Raw genomic sequence first — 17,548 nt, 5'->3', positions numbered from 1 at the left:
GCCTGGCCCGCTTCCTGCTGGACACCGCCGCCGGCGCCTATGCACCGCGCGCGGTGATCGGCTACGACGCACGCCGGAACTCGGATGTCTTCGCCGCCGAGTCCGCGGCCGTCTTCACCGCCGCCGGCATCGAGACGTTCCTCATGCCTTCCGCCCTGCCAACACCGGTGCTGGCGTACGCCGTTCGGGCGCTGGGCTGCGAAGCGGGCGTGATGGTCACCGCCAGCCACAATCCCGCGCACGACAACGGGTACAAGGTCTACCTGGGCGGACGTGCCGTGGACGAAGGCGGCCGCGGAGCGCAGATTGTGGCACCCTACGACGCCGATATCGCCGCCCGCATTGACTACGCCCCGCCCTTGGACTCCATCCCACTGGCCGAGGAAGGCTGGAACGTCCTCCCGGAGGGCATCGCCGAAGACTACGTCGCCGCGGTCACCGCGCTGGCCGACCCGCGGCTGTTCCCGCAGCGGGACCTGAGGATCGTGCTCACGCCGATGCACGGCGTCGGCGGAGCGACCATGCGGGCGGTCTTTGAGCAGGCCGGATTCACCGACGTGACTCTGGTGGCCGCCCAGGCGGAGCCGGATCCCGACTTCCCGACCGTGGCCTTCCCCAACCCGGAGGAAGCCGGAGCGATCGACCTGGCCTTGGAGACGGCAGCGGACATCGACGCGGACCTGGTGATTGCCAATGATCCCGACGCGGACCGCGCGGCGCTGGCTGCCAAGGACCCGTCGACCGGCATGTGGCGGATGCTCCGCGGCGACGAGGCCGGCGCGCTGCTCGGCGCGCACATGGCGGCTCGTTTCGAAGGCCAGGACCGGCTGCGCGCGGACCAGGACGCCCCAACCGATCCGATCGATGCAGGCGCGGGCGAGAGCCCGGCTGCGTCCCGGGTCTTCGCCAACTCGATCGTCTCTTCCCGGCTGCTGGGCAAGATCGCGGCCGACGCAGGGGTAGCCCACGTGGAGACACTGACCGGCTTCAAGTGGATTTCCCGCGTCCCCGGCCTCGCCTACGGGTATGAAGAGGCCCTGGGCTATTGCGTGGCACCGCATCTGGTCCGGGACAAGGACGGGATGTCCGCCGCCCTGCTGCTCGCAGAGCTCGCCGCCGACGTCAAAGCCGCGGGCCGGACGGTCTTCGACGTCCTCGATGACCTCGCGCTGAAGTACGGGCTCCACGCTACGGACCAGCTGAGCATCAGGGTGGACAACCTCGCCCTGATGGGAACGATGATGTACCGGCTCCGGGAGCGGCCGCCGTCGTCGCTGGCCGGGTCCCCGGTGGTGACGAGCACGGACTTGTCCCTCGGCAGCGAAGCGTTGCCGCCGACCGACGGACTGCTGTTCCTGGGCCAGGACGATACCCGCGTCATCGTGCGGCCGAGCGGCACGGAGCCAAAGCTCAAGTGCTACCTGGAGGTCATCCGGCCGGTTGCCGGCGTGGACCGGCTGGCGGAGGAACGCGCGGAAGCGGCCCGGCTGCTGGAGGCCATCAAAACCGACATCCGCACCACCCTCGGGGTGCCCGGATAACCGGCGCAGATCACCGCCGCCCGGAATCGTTCGGCGGGCGAGGCACCGCGGGCCTAACAAAACCCCCCTGGCCGGGGCGCCGGCCGGCCGGGCGGCCTCCGCGGGAAGGGCCGGGCCGGAGGGGCACAACCTCCGCTGATTGATCACCTTCCGCACCTTTTCGACGCCGGTGCCATGTGGGACGATGCAGCCATGGGCATCGAAGAACAGCTGCCCCGTTCCGCAGGGGCGAGGCATCAAAGCCCTGACGAAGAGCCGGCGCACAAGGCCTCGGAGGAGCACATTCCGGCCGACGACCCCCGGGCCATCGCGCGCCGCCGGCAGGAGGCCGAGGAGAAGCTCGAGGAGCACCGCCGTGCGGCCGAGGAAGAGGGCCACTCCACTGGCGGCCCGCACTGACTCCTGCCCGGTCCGGCGACGCTTCCGGCGGCCGTGCAGGCCGGTGCGCCGGTCCTGTCGCCGCCTGACCGGTATGCAAGGATAGAAGTTCCTTCGAACCCCAGCAGATGAAAGGGATGGCTATGTCTGAAGACATCACATCCGGATCCGCTCCGAGCGCGACCTATCACGATCCGACGTCGATCGCTTCGGTCATCGACCACACGCTGCTGAAGCCGGAAGCTTCCCGCGAAGACATCCTCAAGGTCTGCCGGGAGGCGGTCGAGTACCGCTTTGCCGCCGTGTGTGCGAATCCTGTCTGGACGGCGTTGGTCCACAGCACGCTAAAGGGCTCCGGGGTCAAGACCTGCGCGGTCGTCGGTTTCCCGTTCGGCGCCACTCCCACCGATGTGAAGGTACACGAGGCCCGCGGCGCCACCCTGGACGGCGCCGACGAAATCGACATGGTGATCAATATCGCCGCGGCCCGGGCCAACGACCGCGCCGCGATCATCGATGACATCGCGGCGGTGGCCGAAGCCGTCCACGCCGGCGGAGCCATCCTCAAAGTCATCCTGGAAACCCATTTCCTGACCGACGAGCAAAAGCGGATGGTCTGCGAAGCCGCCGCCGAGGCCGGGGCGGACTTCGTCAAGACTTCCACTGGCTTCAGCGGTGGCGGCGCCACCGTCGAGGACATCGCCCTGATGCGGGACGCCGTCGGGGCGCGCCTGGGCGTGAAGGCCTCGGGCGGCGTGCGATCCCTCGACGACGCGCGCGCCATGCTCCGCGCCGGCGCAACACGAATTGGCGCCAGCTCATCAGTGGCTATTGTTAAAGGCGAGCAAGCCGCCGGCGGCTACTGACGCCGCATCGCACTATTGAGGAGAAACACCCCATGGCCCACCCCAAGCAGCGCACCCATTCGGGCGAGGGACACCTGGTCGGCAATCTGGTCACCTTCGCGGTCATCATGCTGATGTTCTTCGGTTCCCTGTACGCCTTCAGCCTGGAGCCGGTCATCGGCCCCATCCCGGCCTTCGCCATCGGGCTCGGCCTGTTCACGCTGGCGTTCTTCATTCCCAAGCAGTTCCTGGGCCGTTCCGACACGCACCACAACGCCTGACGTTTTTCGCGGGCTTTCGCGGGCGCTCAGCCAGGAGGCAGGCAGGTCCTGTTTCCCATGGCGGGGCGCCCTGCGCAGTTAAGGGCAAACCCGTTCCGGGCCCGAACGGAACCCGCGCCCAGCGGACTGATCCGCCAACCCGTCTGCACCACACCCACCCCGCACCGCTGCGACTTGCGTCACAGACCGCATAGTTCCACGGCGCGGGCCAACACGCGTGCCATACTAAACCAGTCATGGCCAGCCCGGCTCCGCAACGCAACCGACAACGAGGGCTGCCCGGAGTAAGGGGACCTTCGATCATGTCTGCCGCACCAAGCCCGTTGTTGTCCTGGCTGACCGGACGCCGTCAGTTCCATGAGCTGCCCCTGCGCGCACGCGTTTTCCTCAGCCATCTGCCGCTCTGCATTTCGGTGACGCTGACGGCGGTGATCGCCGCCGCATTCTTCCCCCAACTGCTGGGCAACGCGCAATTCACCGGCGGACTCATCGGCATTGCCGTGTTGTGGATCCTCGGCGCCGCCATTCCGTGGGACCGGCTGCCCTATCCGTCGTACTGGGTGATCCCGCTGCTGGATTTCGTCGCCATCGGGGCCCTTCACCAGGGCGCCGGGACACAACTGGCCGGCGTCGCCCTGTTGGCGGTCTTCCCGGTGTTCTGGATGGCCTGGTCGGAGATCGCCCCCGCCGCCGCGCGCATCGTCAGCTTCGCCGCGCCGCTGCTTATCGTTTGGATTCCGGTGTTCACCGGCCCGGAACCGGTAACTCCGGAAACCCTGTTTGGCCCGATCCTGATCCCCATCGTGACCCTGGGGGTCTCCATCACCGCGTCCGTTTTCTCCTTGAGCATGACGGCGCAGCAGCAAGCCCTGGCCGGCAAAGACCGCGAACTGCGGGCCTTGCTGGAAGAAAGCAAGGTCCATGTGCGGCGGCTGGACACCGTCCTGAACGCCGTCGCGGTGGGGGTGCTCGTCACCGATGCAGACGGCCGTGACATCCTGAGCAACGTGCAACAGGATCGGGACCGTTTGCTGGCCATGCCCCAAGGCATCGACAATCCGGACGAGGCCGATTTGCTGGTCTTCGAACCGGACCGGGTGACCCCGGTGGTCCCCGAAGACCGCCCCATTCGCCGTGCCATTCAGGGGGAGTCTTTTTCCGACCGGCTGGTGTGGATCGGCGACGGAGACAGGCAACGGGCCATGTTGTGCACGGCACGCCCCATGCAGAATGACCTCGGCCAGTTCGACGGCACCGTGATGGCCTTCAGCGACGTCACCGACCTGGTCAATGCGTTGACGGTGAAGGAAGAGTTCGTCGCCGGCGTCTCCCACGAGCTCCGCACTCCCCTGACGTCCATCATGGGCTACCTGGACCTCGCGCTCGAGGACGCCGACCAGTTGCCGCAACACGTCACCGCCTCCCTCGGCATCGCCATGCGCAATTCCGAACGCCTCCTGCAACTGGTGGAAGACCTGCTCGTCACCGCCTCCGGCACGCTGAGCATCGAGCCCCGCCGCACGGCGCTGGCCGACCTCGTCGCTACCAGCGTTGCGTCGGCCATGCCGCGGGCAGAACACGCGGGCGTGGAGTTGGTCATCGACGCCGCCGGCGGGCTGGAAGCAGAGATCGATCCCAACCGGATGGGCCAGGTGCTGGACAATTTGCTGTCCAATGCCATCAAGTACTCCCCCGACGGCGGACGCGTCACGGTACGGACCCTGGCGGCCGACGGCGCCGTCCTCCTGGAGGTCAGCGACACCGGCATGGGCATGTCGGAAGCGGATCAGGCTGAAATCTTCACCAAGTTCTTCCGCACCAGTGCCGTCCGTCAGGCGGCCATTCCAGGGCTGGGGCTGGGGCTGGCCATCAGCAAGTCGATCGTGGAAGCCCACGGCGGCACGCTAACCTTCTCGAGCGTCCTGGGAGCGGGCACGACCTTCAGCGTCGCGATTCCGCAGCGCAGCGAAGAGGGAGGCCGTCCGGAGACGGCCTCCCTGGGCCAACTGCTGCCGTAGGAGACAGCGCCGGTCCGGTGGGGTCAGCGAACGGCGTGCGGCCCCTTGAACGGCATCTTGGTGCTGCCCGTTCCCTTGCCCTTGGCCGTGCCGTTGACCGCTGAGGTCGTTTCGGCGAAGGTCAGCGTGGCATGCGCAATCGCATCAGCCATCTGATCGAGTACCACAAGGTCCACATTGGCAAGCGTGTCGCAGGCCTCGTGGTAGCAGGGATCGTAGGCCACGCCCGCCGTGCCGCCGTAGATTGCCGCCTGCTCTTCGGTCTTGATTTCCTCGGCACCGGTGAACAGGCCGCCGGCGGGAATGCCGTTGTTGATGAAGCCGAAGTAGTCCGAGCGCCCGTCGAACGCCGTCGGTTCCGTGGCGAGTCCCTGCGAAGCGAAGTAGTCCTCGAAGACGCGCTCGATGGTATCCGAACCCTTCGGCCCGGTCAGCCCAAACGCGTCGCCGTTGCCGTCGTAAACAAAGCGAACGGCATTGGGCGAACCGACCATGTCGAAATTCAGGTTGAGCGCATGCTGCTTGATCTCGCGCTTGCTCAACTGGGACACGTAGTAGTCGGAGCCGAGCAGCCCATCCTCTTCACCGCCCCAGAATGCGAACCGCACCCGGTTTTCCGGGGCGTCACCCGATGCCGCAATCTGAAGCGCCGTTTCCAGGATCGCCGCGCTGCCGGAACCGTTGTCGTTGATGCCCGGACCCTCCGATACCGAATCCAGGTGCGCACCGACGACGACGGTGCGGTCCTCGCGCCCGGCCGTGTCGGCGAGGATGTTAAACGTCTCCGTTACGACGATCTCGGCGTCCACCGCGATCCGCAGTTCCAGGCCGGCGGTCCCGGCGAGCTCGGCCCCCAGGTCGAAGCTGGTGCTGACGGCCGGGATGGCTTGCGGCGTCCCCAACGTGCCGCCGAACAGGTCCGTCCGGTCCGGTGTTCCTCCGTTGCCCTGGTTGAAGATGACCACGCCGGCGGCGCCTGCTGCCGCGGCATTCGAGACCTTCGTGGCGAAATCGCACGTACCGCGCTGGATCAGGGCGATGTTGCCGGCGGGGAAGCTTGCGAAGTCGGTCGCCTCGCAGCCGCTGGTGGATGCCCTGTCGCCGGCGAGGTTGATATCCACCGCGGTCACGGGTGCCGTGACGTCGCCGGAGCCAGAGTAGTCCATGGCCAGGAACTCCTCCCCTGCCGCGTACGCCGTCGGCGTCGGGGCGACCTGCTCGAACTCTGCGCCGTGGAGCACGAACCGTTCGTAGGAGAACGCCTGCCGAATGGGCGTATAGCCGGCGGCCGACAATTGGGCCTCGATGTATTGGGCCGATGCCTCGTAGCCCGCCGTGCCCGCAGCGCGGTTGCCGCCGTTGGCATTGGCCGCGTCCTGCAGGGCCTGCAAGTGGCTGACGATGTTCTCGACGGTGACCGCGTCCCGCAGGGTGCTGGTGTCTGTCCCGATAGCGGCTTGGGCGGGCAACCCGGTTCCGAACGCCAATGCGGTGGCGGCAGCGATGGCTGCACCCCGCCTGAAACTGTGGGTCTGCATGCTGGTTCCTCCATGAGGTGTGGATGAAAGAATCCCGCTGTCCCCGCAGCAGGATCCTGCCCGGAAGCTACCCCATGGCACCGGAAAGCGACAGAGCCAGCTCGTGATATCTCTCACAAACACCTGAAAGAACCATTTCAACCTTGCAATTGCCGGTCTCCGGGTCGCTGAGGGACCCGGGGACCGGCACGCAACCCCCGTGCCGGAGCCGCTACGCGCCCGACCTTGGTGGCGCACCGGTACCATGGGCCTTCGGTCGCCTGCGCATCGGCGCGCGGCCGCCCACACCGGAGAGGAAGATCAATGCGGCTTCGCACGTCCCGGGAGCGGGCCCGCCTGCTGCATTTTTGGCTGTTGGCCGGCTACGCCCTCCTGGTCGCCGTTGCCGTGTTGTGGCCTACCCCGGTGGATGCCGGCGCCAACAGCACCATCCAGGCAGTTCTCGCGGCTCTGCATGAAGCAGGCGCGCCGCACTGGATTGACTACAACCTGGTCGAATCCGGGGCCAACGTGTTGATGTTCGTGCCGTTGGGCCTGCTGGCCGCTCTTCTGCTGCCGACCGGGTGGCGCTGGTTGACACCGGCCGGAGCCTTCCTGCTCGCCGGAGCCGTGGAGTGGGCGCAACAGACATTCCTCCCGGGCCGTTACGCCTCGCTGCAGGATGTTTGGACAAACACCCTGGGCGCGGCCCTCGGCACCGTCCTGGCCTACGCGTGGCTGGAATACCGGCAAAACCGGCATCGGTAACGCGCTACAGCCGACAAAAGCGGCACCGGTAACGCGCTAAAGTCAGAAGTAATCGCTACTCAAGGCACGTGCAAAGGACCACTATGCGAATTTCCGTCATCGGCTGCGGCTACTTGGGGGCCGTGCATGCCGCGGCCATGGCCAAGCTTGGGCATGACGTGGTCGGTATCGACGTGGACGAACGCAAGGTCGCCGAACTGCAGGCCGGCCGCGCCCCGTTCTTCGAGCCCGGCCTTCCCGACCTGCTCGCCGAGGTCCAGCAGACCGGCCGGCTGACGTTCAGCACCGAGATGGCCGACGCCGCCGGGGCCGCCGTGCACTTCGTGTGCGTGGGCACCCCGCAGCGCAAGGGCGAGAACGCCGCCGACCTGCGCTATGTCGATGCCGCCTTCACGTCTCTCGCCATGCACCTGCGCCCGGGCGACGTGGTGGTCGGCAAGTCCACCGTGCCGGTGGGAACGGCGTCACGGCTGGCAGAGGAGATCCGGGAAATCGCCCCGGCAGCCATTCTGGCGTGGAACCCCGAGTTCCTGCGCGAAGGCCACGCCGTCAAAGACACGTTGACCCCGGACAGGTTTGTCTACGGCGTGCCTGCGGGTGCACCCGGTGAAGCGGCCACCGCGGCCATGGACGAGGTCTATGCGACGCCGCTGGCCGACGGGACGCCGCGGCTGGTGGTCGACTATGCCACCGCGGAACTGGTCAAGGCCGCGGCGAACTCGTTCCTGGCCACGAAGATCTCCTTCATCAACGCCATGGCGGAAGTTTGCGAAGCCGCCGGGGCCGACGTCACCGCCCTGGCCGACGCCATCGGCATGGACGAACGGATCGGGCGCAAGTTCCTCAACGCCGGAGTGGGCTTCGGCGGCGGCTGCCTGCCCAAGGATATCCGCGCCTTCATGGCCCGGGCGGGCGAACTCGGGGCGGACCAGGCCCTGACCTTCCTGCGTGAGGTGGACGCCATCAACATGCGCCGCCGCACCCGGGTGGTGGAACTGACCCGAGAGCTCTGCGGCGGGTCACTGATCGGCAAGCGCATTACCGTGCTCGGAGCCGCGTTCAAACCGCAGTCCGACGACGTCCGTGATTCTCCCGCGCTGTCCGTTGCCGCCCAACTTCAACTGCAGGGAGCCACGGTCACCGTCACCGATCCGGAGGCCCTGGCCAACGCCAAGCAGCGATTCCCGGAACTCAGCTATGAACCGGATGCCAAAACGGCTATCGCCCGCGCCCACGCGCTGGTGCTGGTGACCGAGTGGAATGAATACCGAGAGTTGGATCCGGTCGCCGTCGGAAACCTGGTGGACGAAAAGAACATCCTGGACGGACGCAACGTGCTGGACCCGGCAGCGTGGCGCCAGGCGGGCTGGACCTTCAAGGGCATCGGCCGCCCCTAGCGTTTTCCCAAGTTCGGCTTTCCAGAATGGGCCCGTACAGCCAGGTTGTGCGGGCCCATAGTCGTATCCGTTGACAGTGGCCCCGAACAGGAGCATCTTATGTAGATGGCCAGCGCGTGAGCCGCCGCCCCGCACATCCACGGGTCCGGGCAGCCTTGGCCGATGGGGGGAACGTTGCATGATGCCTTGGAGGGGTCTTGCCCTGGCTGCGGCCGCGCTCGTTGGTGTGTCCGGACTGGGGTTGCCGGTCGCCCGGGCCGCCGCAGCACCCGATCCGGGCCGGCACATCTTCGAACCCGGCTCCGCCACCCTGCATGATCCGTATTTCCCTGACGCCGGGAACGGCGGCTACCAGGTGTCCCACTATGGACTGGATCTGCTGTACGACCCGCCCACGGACCGGCTGGACGGCACCGCCACAATCACGGCACAGGCCACGCAAAACCTTTCCGCGTTCAGTTTGGACCTGGATGGCCTGGACGTCGATTCCGTCAGCGTCGACGGGCGGGAAGCACGTTTTGCCCTGACCGGCACCAAGCTCACCGTCACCCCCACCCGGGGTGTACCGGACGGCGACCGCTTCACCGTGGTCGTGGCGTACTCGGGCATCCCCCGAACCCTCGCCCTCCCCGGTCCCGCCGGGTTCATCCATACCGACGACGGCGCCCTCGTCACCGGCCATCCGGATAGTGCGCCAACCTGGTTTCCGGTGAACAACCATCCCAGCGACCGTGCCGGCTATACCTTCAACATCTCGGTGCCCGATGGCTGGCAGGCGGTGGCCAACGGCTTGCCGGACGGCACGGAAGCCGAGTACGGCCGCACCGTCTTCACCTGGAAGGCCGACGAGCCGCTGTCGCCGCATTTGGCGACCATCGCCGTCGGGCACTTTGACGTGGCGGAGCGCACCAAGGGCGGCATCAGCTACGTGGACGCGATGGATCCGGCGCTAAAGAGGGCGGTGGTCCCGCGCAACGGCGACGGGCTTGCCTGGTCGCAGAGCGACAACGCCAGTTACAAGCGGCTCGCCCGCACCGTCAGGGTGCCGGATGCCGGCGGTGACCTTTCTTTCTGGATGCTGCGCGACACCGAACCCGGCTGGGACTATGCCTTCGTGGAGGCCAGGACACCCGGCAAGGACGATTGGACCACGCTCAAGGACACCACCGGACACGCGCGGGAGTCCACGGGTAATTCCTGCCCGGCGTGGCATCACGTGCACCCCTTCCTGAAGCACTACCAGACGGACGACGGCGGCGGTTCCTGCACCGCAGAAGGCGCCACCGGTCAATGGTGGGCGGCCACCGGCGCCAGCGACGGCTGGGAGCACTGGGAGTTCGACCTGGCAGATTACGCCGGCCAGGATGTGGAGCTGTCCATCACCTACGCCAGCGACATCACGGGACAGAACGACGGGGTCTTCGTGGAGGACATCAAGGTGCCGGGCGGCGGAGGGTCCACCTCCTTCGACAGCGACGGCGACCGCTGGGACGGCTGGAAAGCGCAGCCTGCACCCGACGGCAGCCCGGAGAACGCGAACGGCTGGACGGCCGGGTCCGCTGCTCCGCCGTCGCAGGCATACAGGATCCAGCAGTCGCTGGATAGGCAGCCGCAGATCATGCAGTTCCTGTCCACCGTGTTCGGCAAGTATCCGCTCAAGAGCGCCGGCGGCATCATTGACCGTGCCGAGGACCTTGGCTTCGCCGTTCAAATGCAGGGCCGGCCCGTCTATCCGATGGACGGCTTCTACAGCGAGGCCAGCGGAAATGCCATGATCGCCCGGGAGTTGGCGCACCAGTGGACCGACTCGCAATTGCCTCCACCGCGGTGGCAGGACAGCTGGCTCAACCAAGGCCTTGCTACCTATGCCGAGTGGCTCTGGAACGAACAGCAAAACCTGGGCAGCGCCGATGACACCTTCGATTTCTACGCCGGCATCCCGGCCGACGACGACTTCTGGCAGGTGCGGGTGTCGGATCCGGGGGCCGATCAACTGTTCGCCGGCAATGTCCAGACCCGGGCAGCCATGGCGCTGCACGCCCTGCGCGACAAAGTGGGCGACGAGGACTTTTTCAGCATCCTGAAGACCTGGGTCCGGGACGGATCAGGCAAGCCCAGCGATTTCCAAGAGCTGGCCGAGGACGTGACGGGCGAAGACCTGACTGCACTCTTCAAGGCCTATGTGTCCACGGGTGGGAAACCGGGGGCCCTGTAGCGGCCGGTCCGTGCGCGCAGACGGGTCCGGAGATACCCGTCAGCGAATCCCCTACCGGCTAGCGGTCTTCACCGAGGACCCGCAGGCCCTCGCGGTAGGCATCTGCCGTCAGCTCGCCGCGCGCGAACCTCTGGTCAAGGATCTGTCGGGCCGTACTCCGCCGATGCGACTGCTGTATTTGACCGCCTGCCGCCGCCAGAGCATCTTCGACTTCGCGCGGTCTCAGCCCCATGAACGCACGTATCACCAAGACCGCCAGCAACGCCACAATCGCCAACAACAGCAGCCCAAACAGCCATGCCAAGCCCATATCTACCATGATGAAAGCACCCCTTCGATCACGACGGAACGACGGCTTTTCTACTCCGTTCCCTAGGGCCAGAATACGCGTCGGCTCCGGGAACATACAGGGCAAGCCAACACAAGAGGGCTCCTTCGACCCTGAGTGCCACCCGGTGGACTAGGATGTTCCCGGTCTTCATGCGGGATCGCAGCGTGCGCGCCTGAACTGGACCGAGCGACTATACCCGGGGGACCCTTCCATGCTTGAGGCATCACTGCGCCCTGCCCTGCGGCAGCGACAAACCACCAGGCAGCATTTCCGTGCCGATATCGAGGGCCTGCGCGCCGTGGCCGTCGGCTTGGTGGTTCTGAACCATCTGACGGGCAGGCCTGCCGGCGGTTACATCGGAGTCGACATCTTTTTCGTGATTTCCGGTTACCTCATCACCGGCCAGCTGGTCCGCGAGCAGGCCAAGACCGGCTGGATCTCGTTGTCCGCGTTCTACGCCCGCAGGCTTCGCAGGATCCTGCCGGCTGCCGGGGTGGTAGCGGCCGTCACCACCGCCGCCGGCTTTTGCCTCTGGTATGTGCCCCGGGCCAGCCAAACCGCCCTGGACGGTCTCAGTGCCATGTTGTGGGTCTCCAACTGGCACTTTGCCGCCATCGGAACGGACTATCTGCAGGCCTCCGGCCCAGTATCTGCCTTCCAGCATTATTGGTCCCTGTCGGTTGAAGAACAGTTCTACGTGTTCTGGCCGTGGCTGCTGCTGGGGCTGGCCTATGTGCTTCCCCGGTTCACGGGCCTGACCGTCCGCCGCGCCTTGGCGGTCGGCATTGTCGCCGCCGTCGCCGCTTCGTTCGCATGGTCGCTGTTCATGACCGGCTGGCGGCCCTCGCTGGCCTACTTCGATACGGTCAGCCGGGCTTGGGAATTCGGCCTCGGCGCCTTGGCTGCGCTCGTCCCGCGCAGGGAGTCCGTCCGTCCCGTCATGTGGCGCGGGCTGCTGGCGCCGGCCGGTCTGCTGGTTATTGTGGGCGGCTCCCTTTTGCTCACCGAAAACTCGGCTTTCCCGGGCCCGTGGGCAGTCGTCCCGGTCGCCGGTGCCCTGTTGGTCATTGCCGGCAACGAATCACGGCCAGGTTTTGGCACGGTACTGCTGACCAATCCTGCCATGCGCTACCTAGGGCGGATCTCCTATTCGCTCTATCTCTGGCACTTCCCGCTGATTATCTTCGCCGCCGCGTTGGATCCTTCCGGCTCGCCCGTCACGGCGGCCTTGGCTGGGGCGGCCATGGTGCTTAGTGCAGCGCTCTCGCACAGGTTCATCGAAGAGCCTGTGCGTCGCTCGTCCTGGCTCCGGTCCTGGGAATCCGCGCCCATGCACGACCGTCCCGGCCGGCGAAGCAGGCAACTGTTGGGGGCGGGGGCCGTCGCCATAGCCGTCCTCAGCCTCAGCGCCGTGCAGCTGGCAGGACCGTCATTCGTCCGCGATTCCACCGAAGCGGCCGCGCTCATCGACGGCAGGCCGCCGGCCGGAGCCGCCCAACCGTTTGCCGACGCGGGCGAGCTGGCTGCCGCAGTCCAATCGGCCACGGCACGGCAGCCGGACCCGGCCAGACTGACTCCCTCACTGGACGTCCTTGGCCCTTCACAGCAGCCCGCAGCGATGAACCCGGAGTCGGGATGCCGGAATGAAGCCGGAGCGGACCGGCCCAACTTCTGCACGTTTGGACCGGGCGAAGGCAAGCTTTCGGCGCTCGTGATGGGTGACTCGATCGCCATGAGCTGGATGCCAACCATCACCGGAGCGTTGTCCGACGGCGGCTGGAAGGTGACCGGCCTGGGCTTCGCCAACTGCCCCGCCTACCTGGTGGAAACACGTCCCCGGCTGGCCGACTCGGCGTTCGCCGCTGACTGCGCGGAAAGCAGGAAGCGGATGTTCCGTGCGGCCGAAGAGCTACGCCCTGATCTGATAGTGCTCAGCGCCAACCACGAGGCCATGGCCAGCCGGGCCACCGGTCAGAAGGCGGCACAGGAATGGCAGGAGGGCGTCCGTCAAGCGGTGGAGCGCTTCGCCTCGACAGGGGCGCGAGTCGTCGTCATCGGAAAGCCGCCGAGCGGCGCGGACATGAGGATCTGCCCCTCGCGGCTACATGGCCTGGACGATTGCCATGCCAAGACAAGCAAGAACTGGGAGCGGCGCACCGAGGCTGAACGCGGAGCCACCGCGGGCGTGGACGGAGTTGACTATATTGCGGTCCACGACTGGTTTTGCACGCCCGGCGGCGTATGCCCGCCGATCATCGGCGAGTACATCGTGCGTACAGACACCGGACACCTCACCAATGCCTTCGCGGAAAGCCTGGCCCTGGTGGCGCGCGGTGAGCTGACGTCCCTGGGTATCAGGACAGTTCCCTCTGCACCTTGACGTGGCGCTGAGGCGTTCCTGGACAGTCGCATTCCGTCATTCGGGCAGCCGCGGCATGGATGCTCGGCGTGGAAGCAGCCGCCTCCGCGGAGTGTGCTATGGCGGGGGTGCCGCGTAGTAGAGGTCGGTGTTCCAGCGGCCGTACTGGAAAGTCTTGTAGACGGGGTCGCCGGCAACGGTTCCGTTCATGGGTTGGATTCGGAGGCGGTAATCGGTGAAGAACGCGCCGCCTGACGTGGAGAACGGCAATTCGAATACGGCGGAAGGCTGCTTGACCGTCGCCTCGGCGCCCCAACCGGCGGAACTGGCCAAAGACACTTCGTAGGAAGTAGCTCCGGAGGACGCCTTCCAGGAAAACGCCACGTGCTTCTTGTCGTCGACCGGTGTGCTGACGTTGTAATTGACCGTCGTCACCAGCCCCAGCGGCGGGTATGCCTTCGCGTCGCGGAAGCAGTTGGCCACCGAATAGTGCTCGTATTTGTACACCAGATAGATGGCGTCGCCGGCGGTGGCACCGTTCATCGGCTGAACCCTCAGGCTGTATTTCGCGTAGTACGCCGCGTCGGTGCCGGCGCCTTTGAGCGGATTGCCCAGGCGGTCCGAAGGAGTCCGGGGCATGGTGAAGGTAACTTGTTCGCCCTTCGCGTCGGCCGCGTGGGCGTACCGCGGGTCGCCGGAGGAAAGTGTCACAACGTAATGCGTGACATTCTGTGCGGGGGCCCACGTAAAGCTGACGTCCAGCTTGTCTAGATTCTCCAGCTGGGCGGTTGACTTGGCCACCCTGCACTGGGCGGAATCCTTTCTTGGTCCTTCCGGACGCGTCTTCAGCTGGGCACCGGCGATAAGCCGTGCATCGGCGGAGCCGGAGGGCGGTGTCGCCGGGGACCCGACCGTGACGCTCATGGTTGCTGTAGCACTTTGGCGCCACTTCGCCACAGCAACAGGCGTGCCCACTCCCATCAACACCACCAGGAAAAAGGCAATGGCGGCCCCCATAAACCCCGGCAGGGACCGGAAGCGCCTCCACATCCCGGGTCGCGCCGTCCTCCCAACGTCGTTCATCACTGATTTTTCTTTCGTCGTTTGGTCAGAGCCAGGAAGATAATGCCAAGGACCGAAAAGGGAACGGCCAGCCACGTACGGTTGTCGGCGAAGACGTTGCCCTCGATCCAGCCTGCCTGCTTCGGTGCTCCTCCGCTGCCCTCAGGCGCGGTGGCGTCACCCGGCGCGGGCTGCTCCGGCAGGAAAACCGGGTTCCGGGCTTCACCGTCAGCGGGCGGGCTGTCCGTCCCCGCGGGCATGCTAACCTCGCTGTCCTTTGGACAAGCGCCGGCGACGGCGAGTCCCTCGGCTGCAGTCTGCAACATGAACGCGACGTCAACCTCGGCCCGTTGACGCCTGGTCTCGTTTGCCGCGCCGGGCGCCAACCGCAGCTTGAGGTTGAGAAGGATTGCTTCCCCGGGTGACAACGTCCACGTTTGCGCTAGAGCTGAGCAGGACCAGGGACCGCTTAAAGGCACGGTTTCGCTGACACCACCGGCTTGCGCAACGCTCAGCACGAGGTTCCCCGAAATTTCGACGTCGGCTTCCCCCACCACCCCGGCCACCGAAAGTGCAGCCCTGTCGCTGCTGTTGTTGCGCACCCACAACTCGGTTGCGATGGATCCGCCGGGGACCAGTGGGCCGGACCGGCCAAACAATGGCCGTGGCAGCTCGGCCGCATAGTGGTGCCCGTCCATGCTCAGCTGCAATCGATCGTCGGAGGCCTGGGCCGGTTGGGCAGGCACCCACAAAACCAGCAGCAGCAACAATAAGGCGCCTACGCGGCAGATCATTCCCGCGGATGACTGTTGATGATGACCGGTCATGGCCGGATCACCGCTCTGACCGCTGCCGCAGCGACCGCCGGGTCGGAAACTCGGCCGAATCCGTGCGCGTCTCCGAGGCTGGGTTTCCCTTCTTCGCCTTCCGCTGGCGTGCACCCTTGACGAGGGAGTAAGCGCCGTATCCGATGAGCGCAATAGCCGCGACCTTGAGGACCAAACCGCGGTCCCCCTGCCCCAGCGCATTAGCCAGGAATCCCACGCTCGGGACCGCGTAGAAAAGCTTCCCGCGGACCTGCAGCTCCCGGACAGGAAGCTCGTCTGCCACGCTGTTGTTATCCCCTTGGGTCACCAGCAGCCGCTCCCCCTGTTGCGAAGCAATGATCGAGGTGATCCGGTGAGTAATCACCACCGGGCTGTTGGACGCGGCTTGGTAAGTGATGATGTCCCCGGTACGCAGTTCCTCGAAGGGGGTCGGTTTGACCACCAGGAAGGTGCCCGGCGCGTATTTCGGTGCCATTGAACTAGTCAGAACGGTGTACGTCTGGGAACCGGTAACGAGGGGTACAACCACCAGGACCAAGGCCGCCAGCGTGACAGTGAGAAAGGCCAGGTAGGCGATCCCGCGGCCGACAAGGCGCAAAACGTTCACCAACATTCCTCTCAGATCTGCTCAGCGGCGAGCGGAATGGAAATGGTCGTCGTGGTGTCATGCAGAGAGGGGGGCGTGTGCTGGGAAAGGGTCGCCTGGAGGCAGATGACGCCCGATTCACCCTTGGCCAGATCAATTGAAGGCAGGGTGCCTGTTGCGGCCGCGGTGAAAAGGGCGGGATTCTCGCACTCCTCAAGGCTCCCGGCTCCGGTTGCCGCGATGTTTAGGTACTCGGCGAGACTCGCGGACGCGATGGTGGGCGCCGACGTTATGTGCGCCCTGATGGTGAACTCCCCACCGGCGTCGGTAAGGTTGGTGAGCTTGACTCCGGCCCGCACCGCGCTGCCCGGCACGAGCTTTCCGGCCGGCGCCGTTTCGAGGGCCAGAGTTGCCGGCGTGCCGTCTTCCATCGTCATGTCCACGCTGGTGTCGCCAGAGCCGAGGCTCACTCGGAAGTCCGCGGCTTGGACGGTGCCGGCGCCCAGCGGGGAGGTCGCCTTCCACAGGGCATATGACCCCTGGACGGTCAGCATCCCCAGCACCACGGCAGCAGCCAGCAAAGCAGCGGCTTTGAGCGCTTGCCGGGTTCGCATCGTGGGCCTCCGCCTGGCTGCAGTGGTGCGCGTCGGGGTCAGGCGCGCACCACTGGTCTTGAGAATGTGGACAGCTGTCAGCTGCCCGATGCAGCGTTGACGGGCTCCGGAGTCTGCTGCTCAAGCTTGAATGCTACATTGCTGAAGTCGTACTTGGCGCTGGCGCTGTCACGGCCTGCGGTATCGGCTCTGAACTCGAAGGTCACCGTGGCCGTGATGTCCTTGACCGTCGTGGTGAGCGGTTCAGCCAGAACCTTGCCGTCGCTCTTCAACTCCACGGGGGACACAGTGATGTTGGCAGGATTGAACGAGCTGTTGGGATCCGTGGCGTCGGTGGCCTTCAGGACGGCCTTGATGTTGGCGCCATCGAGGATGACATCCACTTTCTGTGTGTAGGTCAGGGACTCGCCAGGGACAATCTTGTGGCTTTTGATATTGATGGTGCCCGGGGTGAGGTTGCTGGACCAGTCGCCAGGCTTGACCTTCAGGTCCAGGTTTCCGGCGGCCACGGTGCCCATACTGGCATTCTTCTCGGCATTCCAGATGGCCAGCGATCCGCCGCCGCCGAGCAGCAGCGCCGCGCCGACACCGATTGCCAGAGTTCCCTTGAGCATGTTGTTCATCTTTGACCCTTTGTTTTTGGCTGACTCGGCACCTCGTTCTCGCCGATATATCCAATCTCGCCAACCCACCTGAAGATGAACGGTTCTATTTCCCAAACGTTCCGGAAGAAATGGCCAGTGGGGAACTGCGCCAAACTTCAACCTCTAGAGAAACCAAAGACCGGCCGAAACAGATTGGCGTAGACA

General features: G+C 65.9%; 16 protein-coding genes. 9 read left to right on the top strand and 7 right to left on the bottom strand.

The genetic code is table 11. The features are described 5' to 3' along the window. From AC5RUJ_RS00530 to AC5RUJ_RS00510, 5 genes are all read left to right on the top strand, one after another. Positions 1-1,541, top strand: a 1,541-nt coding sequence (locus AC5RUJ_RS00530; RefSeq protein ID WP_494155538.1) for a phospho-sugar mutase, incomplete at its 5' end; no start/stop codon positions are given. A 174-nt stretch (positions 1,542-1,715) separates the two neighbouring features. Further along, on the top strand, positions 1,716-1,940 hold the full coding sequence (locus AC5RUJ_RS00525) for a hypothetical protein (RefSeq protein WP_494026429.1): 225 nt from the start codon (positions 1,716-1,718) through the stop codon (positions 1,938-1,940). Between the two features lie 122 nt (positions 1,941-2,062). Beyond that, on the top strand, positions 2,063-2,785 hold the full coding sequence (gene deoC, locus AC5RUJ_RS00520; protein WP_494127976.1) for a deoxyribose-phosphate aldolase: 723 nt from the start codon (positions 2,063-2,065) through the stop codon (positions 2,783-2,785). A gap of 32 nt (positions 2,786-2,817) precedes the next feature. Beyond that, the gene (locus AC5RUJ_RS00515) at positions 2,818-3,045 is read left to right on the top strand and encodes a hypothetical protein (protein ID WP_494001347.1); all 228 of its coding nucleotides are present in this window, start codon (positions 2,818-2,820) and stop codon (positions 3,043-3,045) included. Between the two features lie 302 nt (positions 3,046-3,347). Then, positions 3,348-5,063, top strand: coding sequence for a sensor histidine kinase (locus tag AC5RUJ_RS00510; RefSeq protein ID WP_494127975.1), 1,716 nt, complete (start codon positions 3,348-3,350; stop codon positions 5,061-5,063). Positions 5,064-5,086: 23 nt separating this feature from the next. Here the strand turns inward: AC5RUJ_RS00510 and AC5RUJ_RS00505 are convergent, their stop codons facing one another. Further along, complete coding sequence (locus tag AC5RUJ_RS00505; RefSeq protein ID WP_494127974.1) at positions 5,087-6,601, bottom strand: M20/M25/M40 family metallo-hydrolase; 1,515 nt, start codon at positions 6,599-6,601, stop codon at positions 5,087-5,089. A 303-nt stretch (positions 6,602-6,904) separates the two neighbouring features. Between AC5RUJ_RS00505 and AC5RUJ_RS00500 the strand changes: the two genes are divergently transcribed. The 3 genes from AC5RUJ_RS00500 (at position 6,905) to AC5RUJ_RS00490 (ending at position 10,960) form a co-directional block, all read left to right on the top strand. Further along, on the top strand, positions 6,905-7,348 hold the full coding sequence (locus AC5RUJ_RS00500) for a VanZ family protein (RefSeq protein ID WP_494001350.1): 444 nt from the start codon (positions 6,905-6,907) through the stop codon (positions 7,346-7,348). A gap of 83 nt (positions 7,349-7,431) precedes the next feature. Continuing rightward, complete coding sequence (locus AC5RUJ_RS00495) at positions 7,432-8,745, top strand: UDP-glucose dehydrogenase family protein (protein WP_494100678.1); 1,314 nt, start codon at positions 7,432-7,434, stop codon at positions 8,743-8,745. A gap of 178 nt (positions 8,746-8,923) precedes the next feature. Next, positions 8,924-10,960 carry a M1 family aminopeptidase gene (locus AC5RUJ_RS00490; RefSeq protein ID WP_494127973.1) on the top strand — a complete coding sequence of 679 codons (2,037 nt, stop codon included), beginning with the start codon at positions 8,924-8,926 and terminating at the stop codon, positions 10,958-10,960. Positions 10,961-11,018: 58 nt separating this feature from the next. Here the strand turns inward: AC5RUJ_RS00490 and AC5RUJ_RS00485 are convergent, their stop codons facing one another. Further along, positions 11,019-11,279 carry an SHOCT domain-containing protein gene (locus tag AC5RUJ_RS00485; protein ID WP_494100680.1) on the bottom strand — a complete coding sequence of 87 codons (261 nt, stop codon included), beginning with the start codon at positions 11,277-11,279 and terminating at the stop codon, positions 11,019-11,021. Between the two features lie 223 nt (positions 11,280-11,502). Between AC5RUJ_RS00485 and AC5RUJ_RS00480 the strand changes: the two genes are divergently transcribed. Further along, positions 11,503-13,671 carry an acyltransferase family protein gene (locus AC5RUJ_RS00480; RefSeq protein ID WP_494127972.1) on the top strand — a complete coding sequence of 723 codons (2,169 nt, stop codon included), beginning with the start codon at positions 11,503-11,505 and terminating at the stop codon, positions 13,669-13,671. A 96-nt stretch (positions 13,672-13,767) separates the two neighbouring features. Here the strand turns inward: AC5RUJ_RS00480 and AC5RUJ_RS00475 are convergent, their stop codons facing one another. From AC5RUJ_RS00475 to AC5RUJ_RS00455, 5 genes are all read right to left on the bottom strand, one after another. Beyond that, positions 13,768-14,451, bottom strand: coding sequence for a hypothetical protein (locus AC5RUJ_RS00475; RefSeq protein ID WP_494155537.1), 684 nt, complete (start codon positions 14,449-14,451; stop codon positions 13,768-13,770). 281 nt (positions 14,452-14,732) lie between these two features. Continuing rightward, complete coding sequence (locus AC5RUJ_RS00470) at positions 14,733-15,482, bottom strand: hypothetical protein (RefSeq protein ID WP_494127970.1); 750 nt, start codon at positions 15,480-15,482, stop codon at positions 14,733-14,735. Positions 15,483-15,546: 64 nt separating this feature from the next. Next, positions 15,547-16,146 carry a signal peptidase I gene (locus AC5RUJ_RS00465; RefSeq protein WP_494127969.1) on the bottom strand — a complete coding sequence of 200 codons (600 nt, stop codon included), beginning with the start codon at positions 16,144-16,146 and terminating at the stop codon, positions 15,547-15,549. Positions 16,147-16,157: 11 nt separating this feature from the next. After that, positions 16,158-16,739, bottom strand: coding sequence for a hypothetical protein (locus AC5RUJ_RS00460; protein ID WP_494127968.1), 582 nt, complete (start codon positions 16,737-16,739; stop codon positions 16,158-16,160). 77 nt (positions 16,740-16,816) lie between these two features. After that, entirely contained in the window at positions 16,817-17,362 is a 546-nt protein-coding gene (locus AC5RUJ_RS00455; RefSeq protein ID WP_494127967.1) for an alternate-type signal peptide domain-containing protein, read from the bottom strand. Positions 17,363-17,548: the final 186 nt, after the last annotated feature.

This window comes from Arthrobacter sp. Y3223164 (assembly GCF_059091005.1).
The sequence above is the reverse complement of the archived record's forward strand: the minus strand, read 5'-3'. Positions and strand labels throughout refer to the sequence as shown.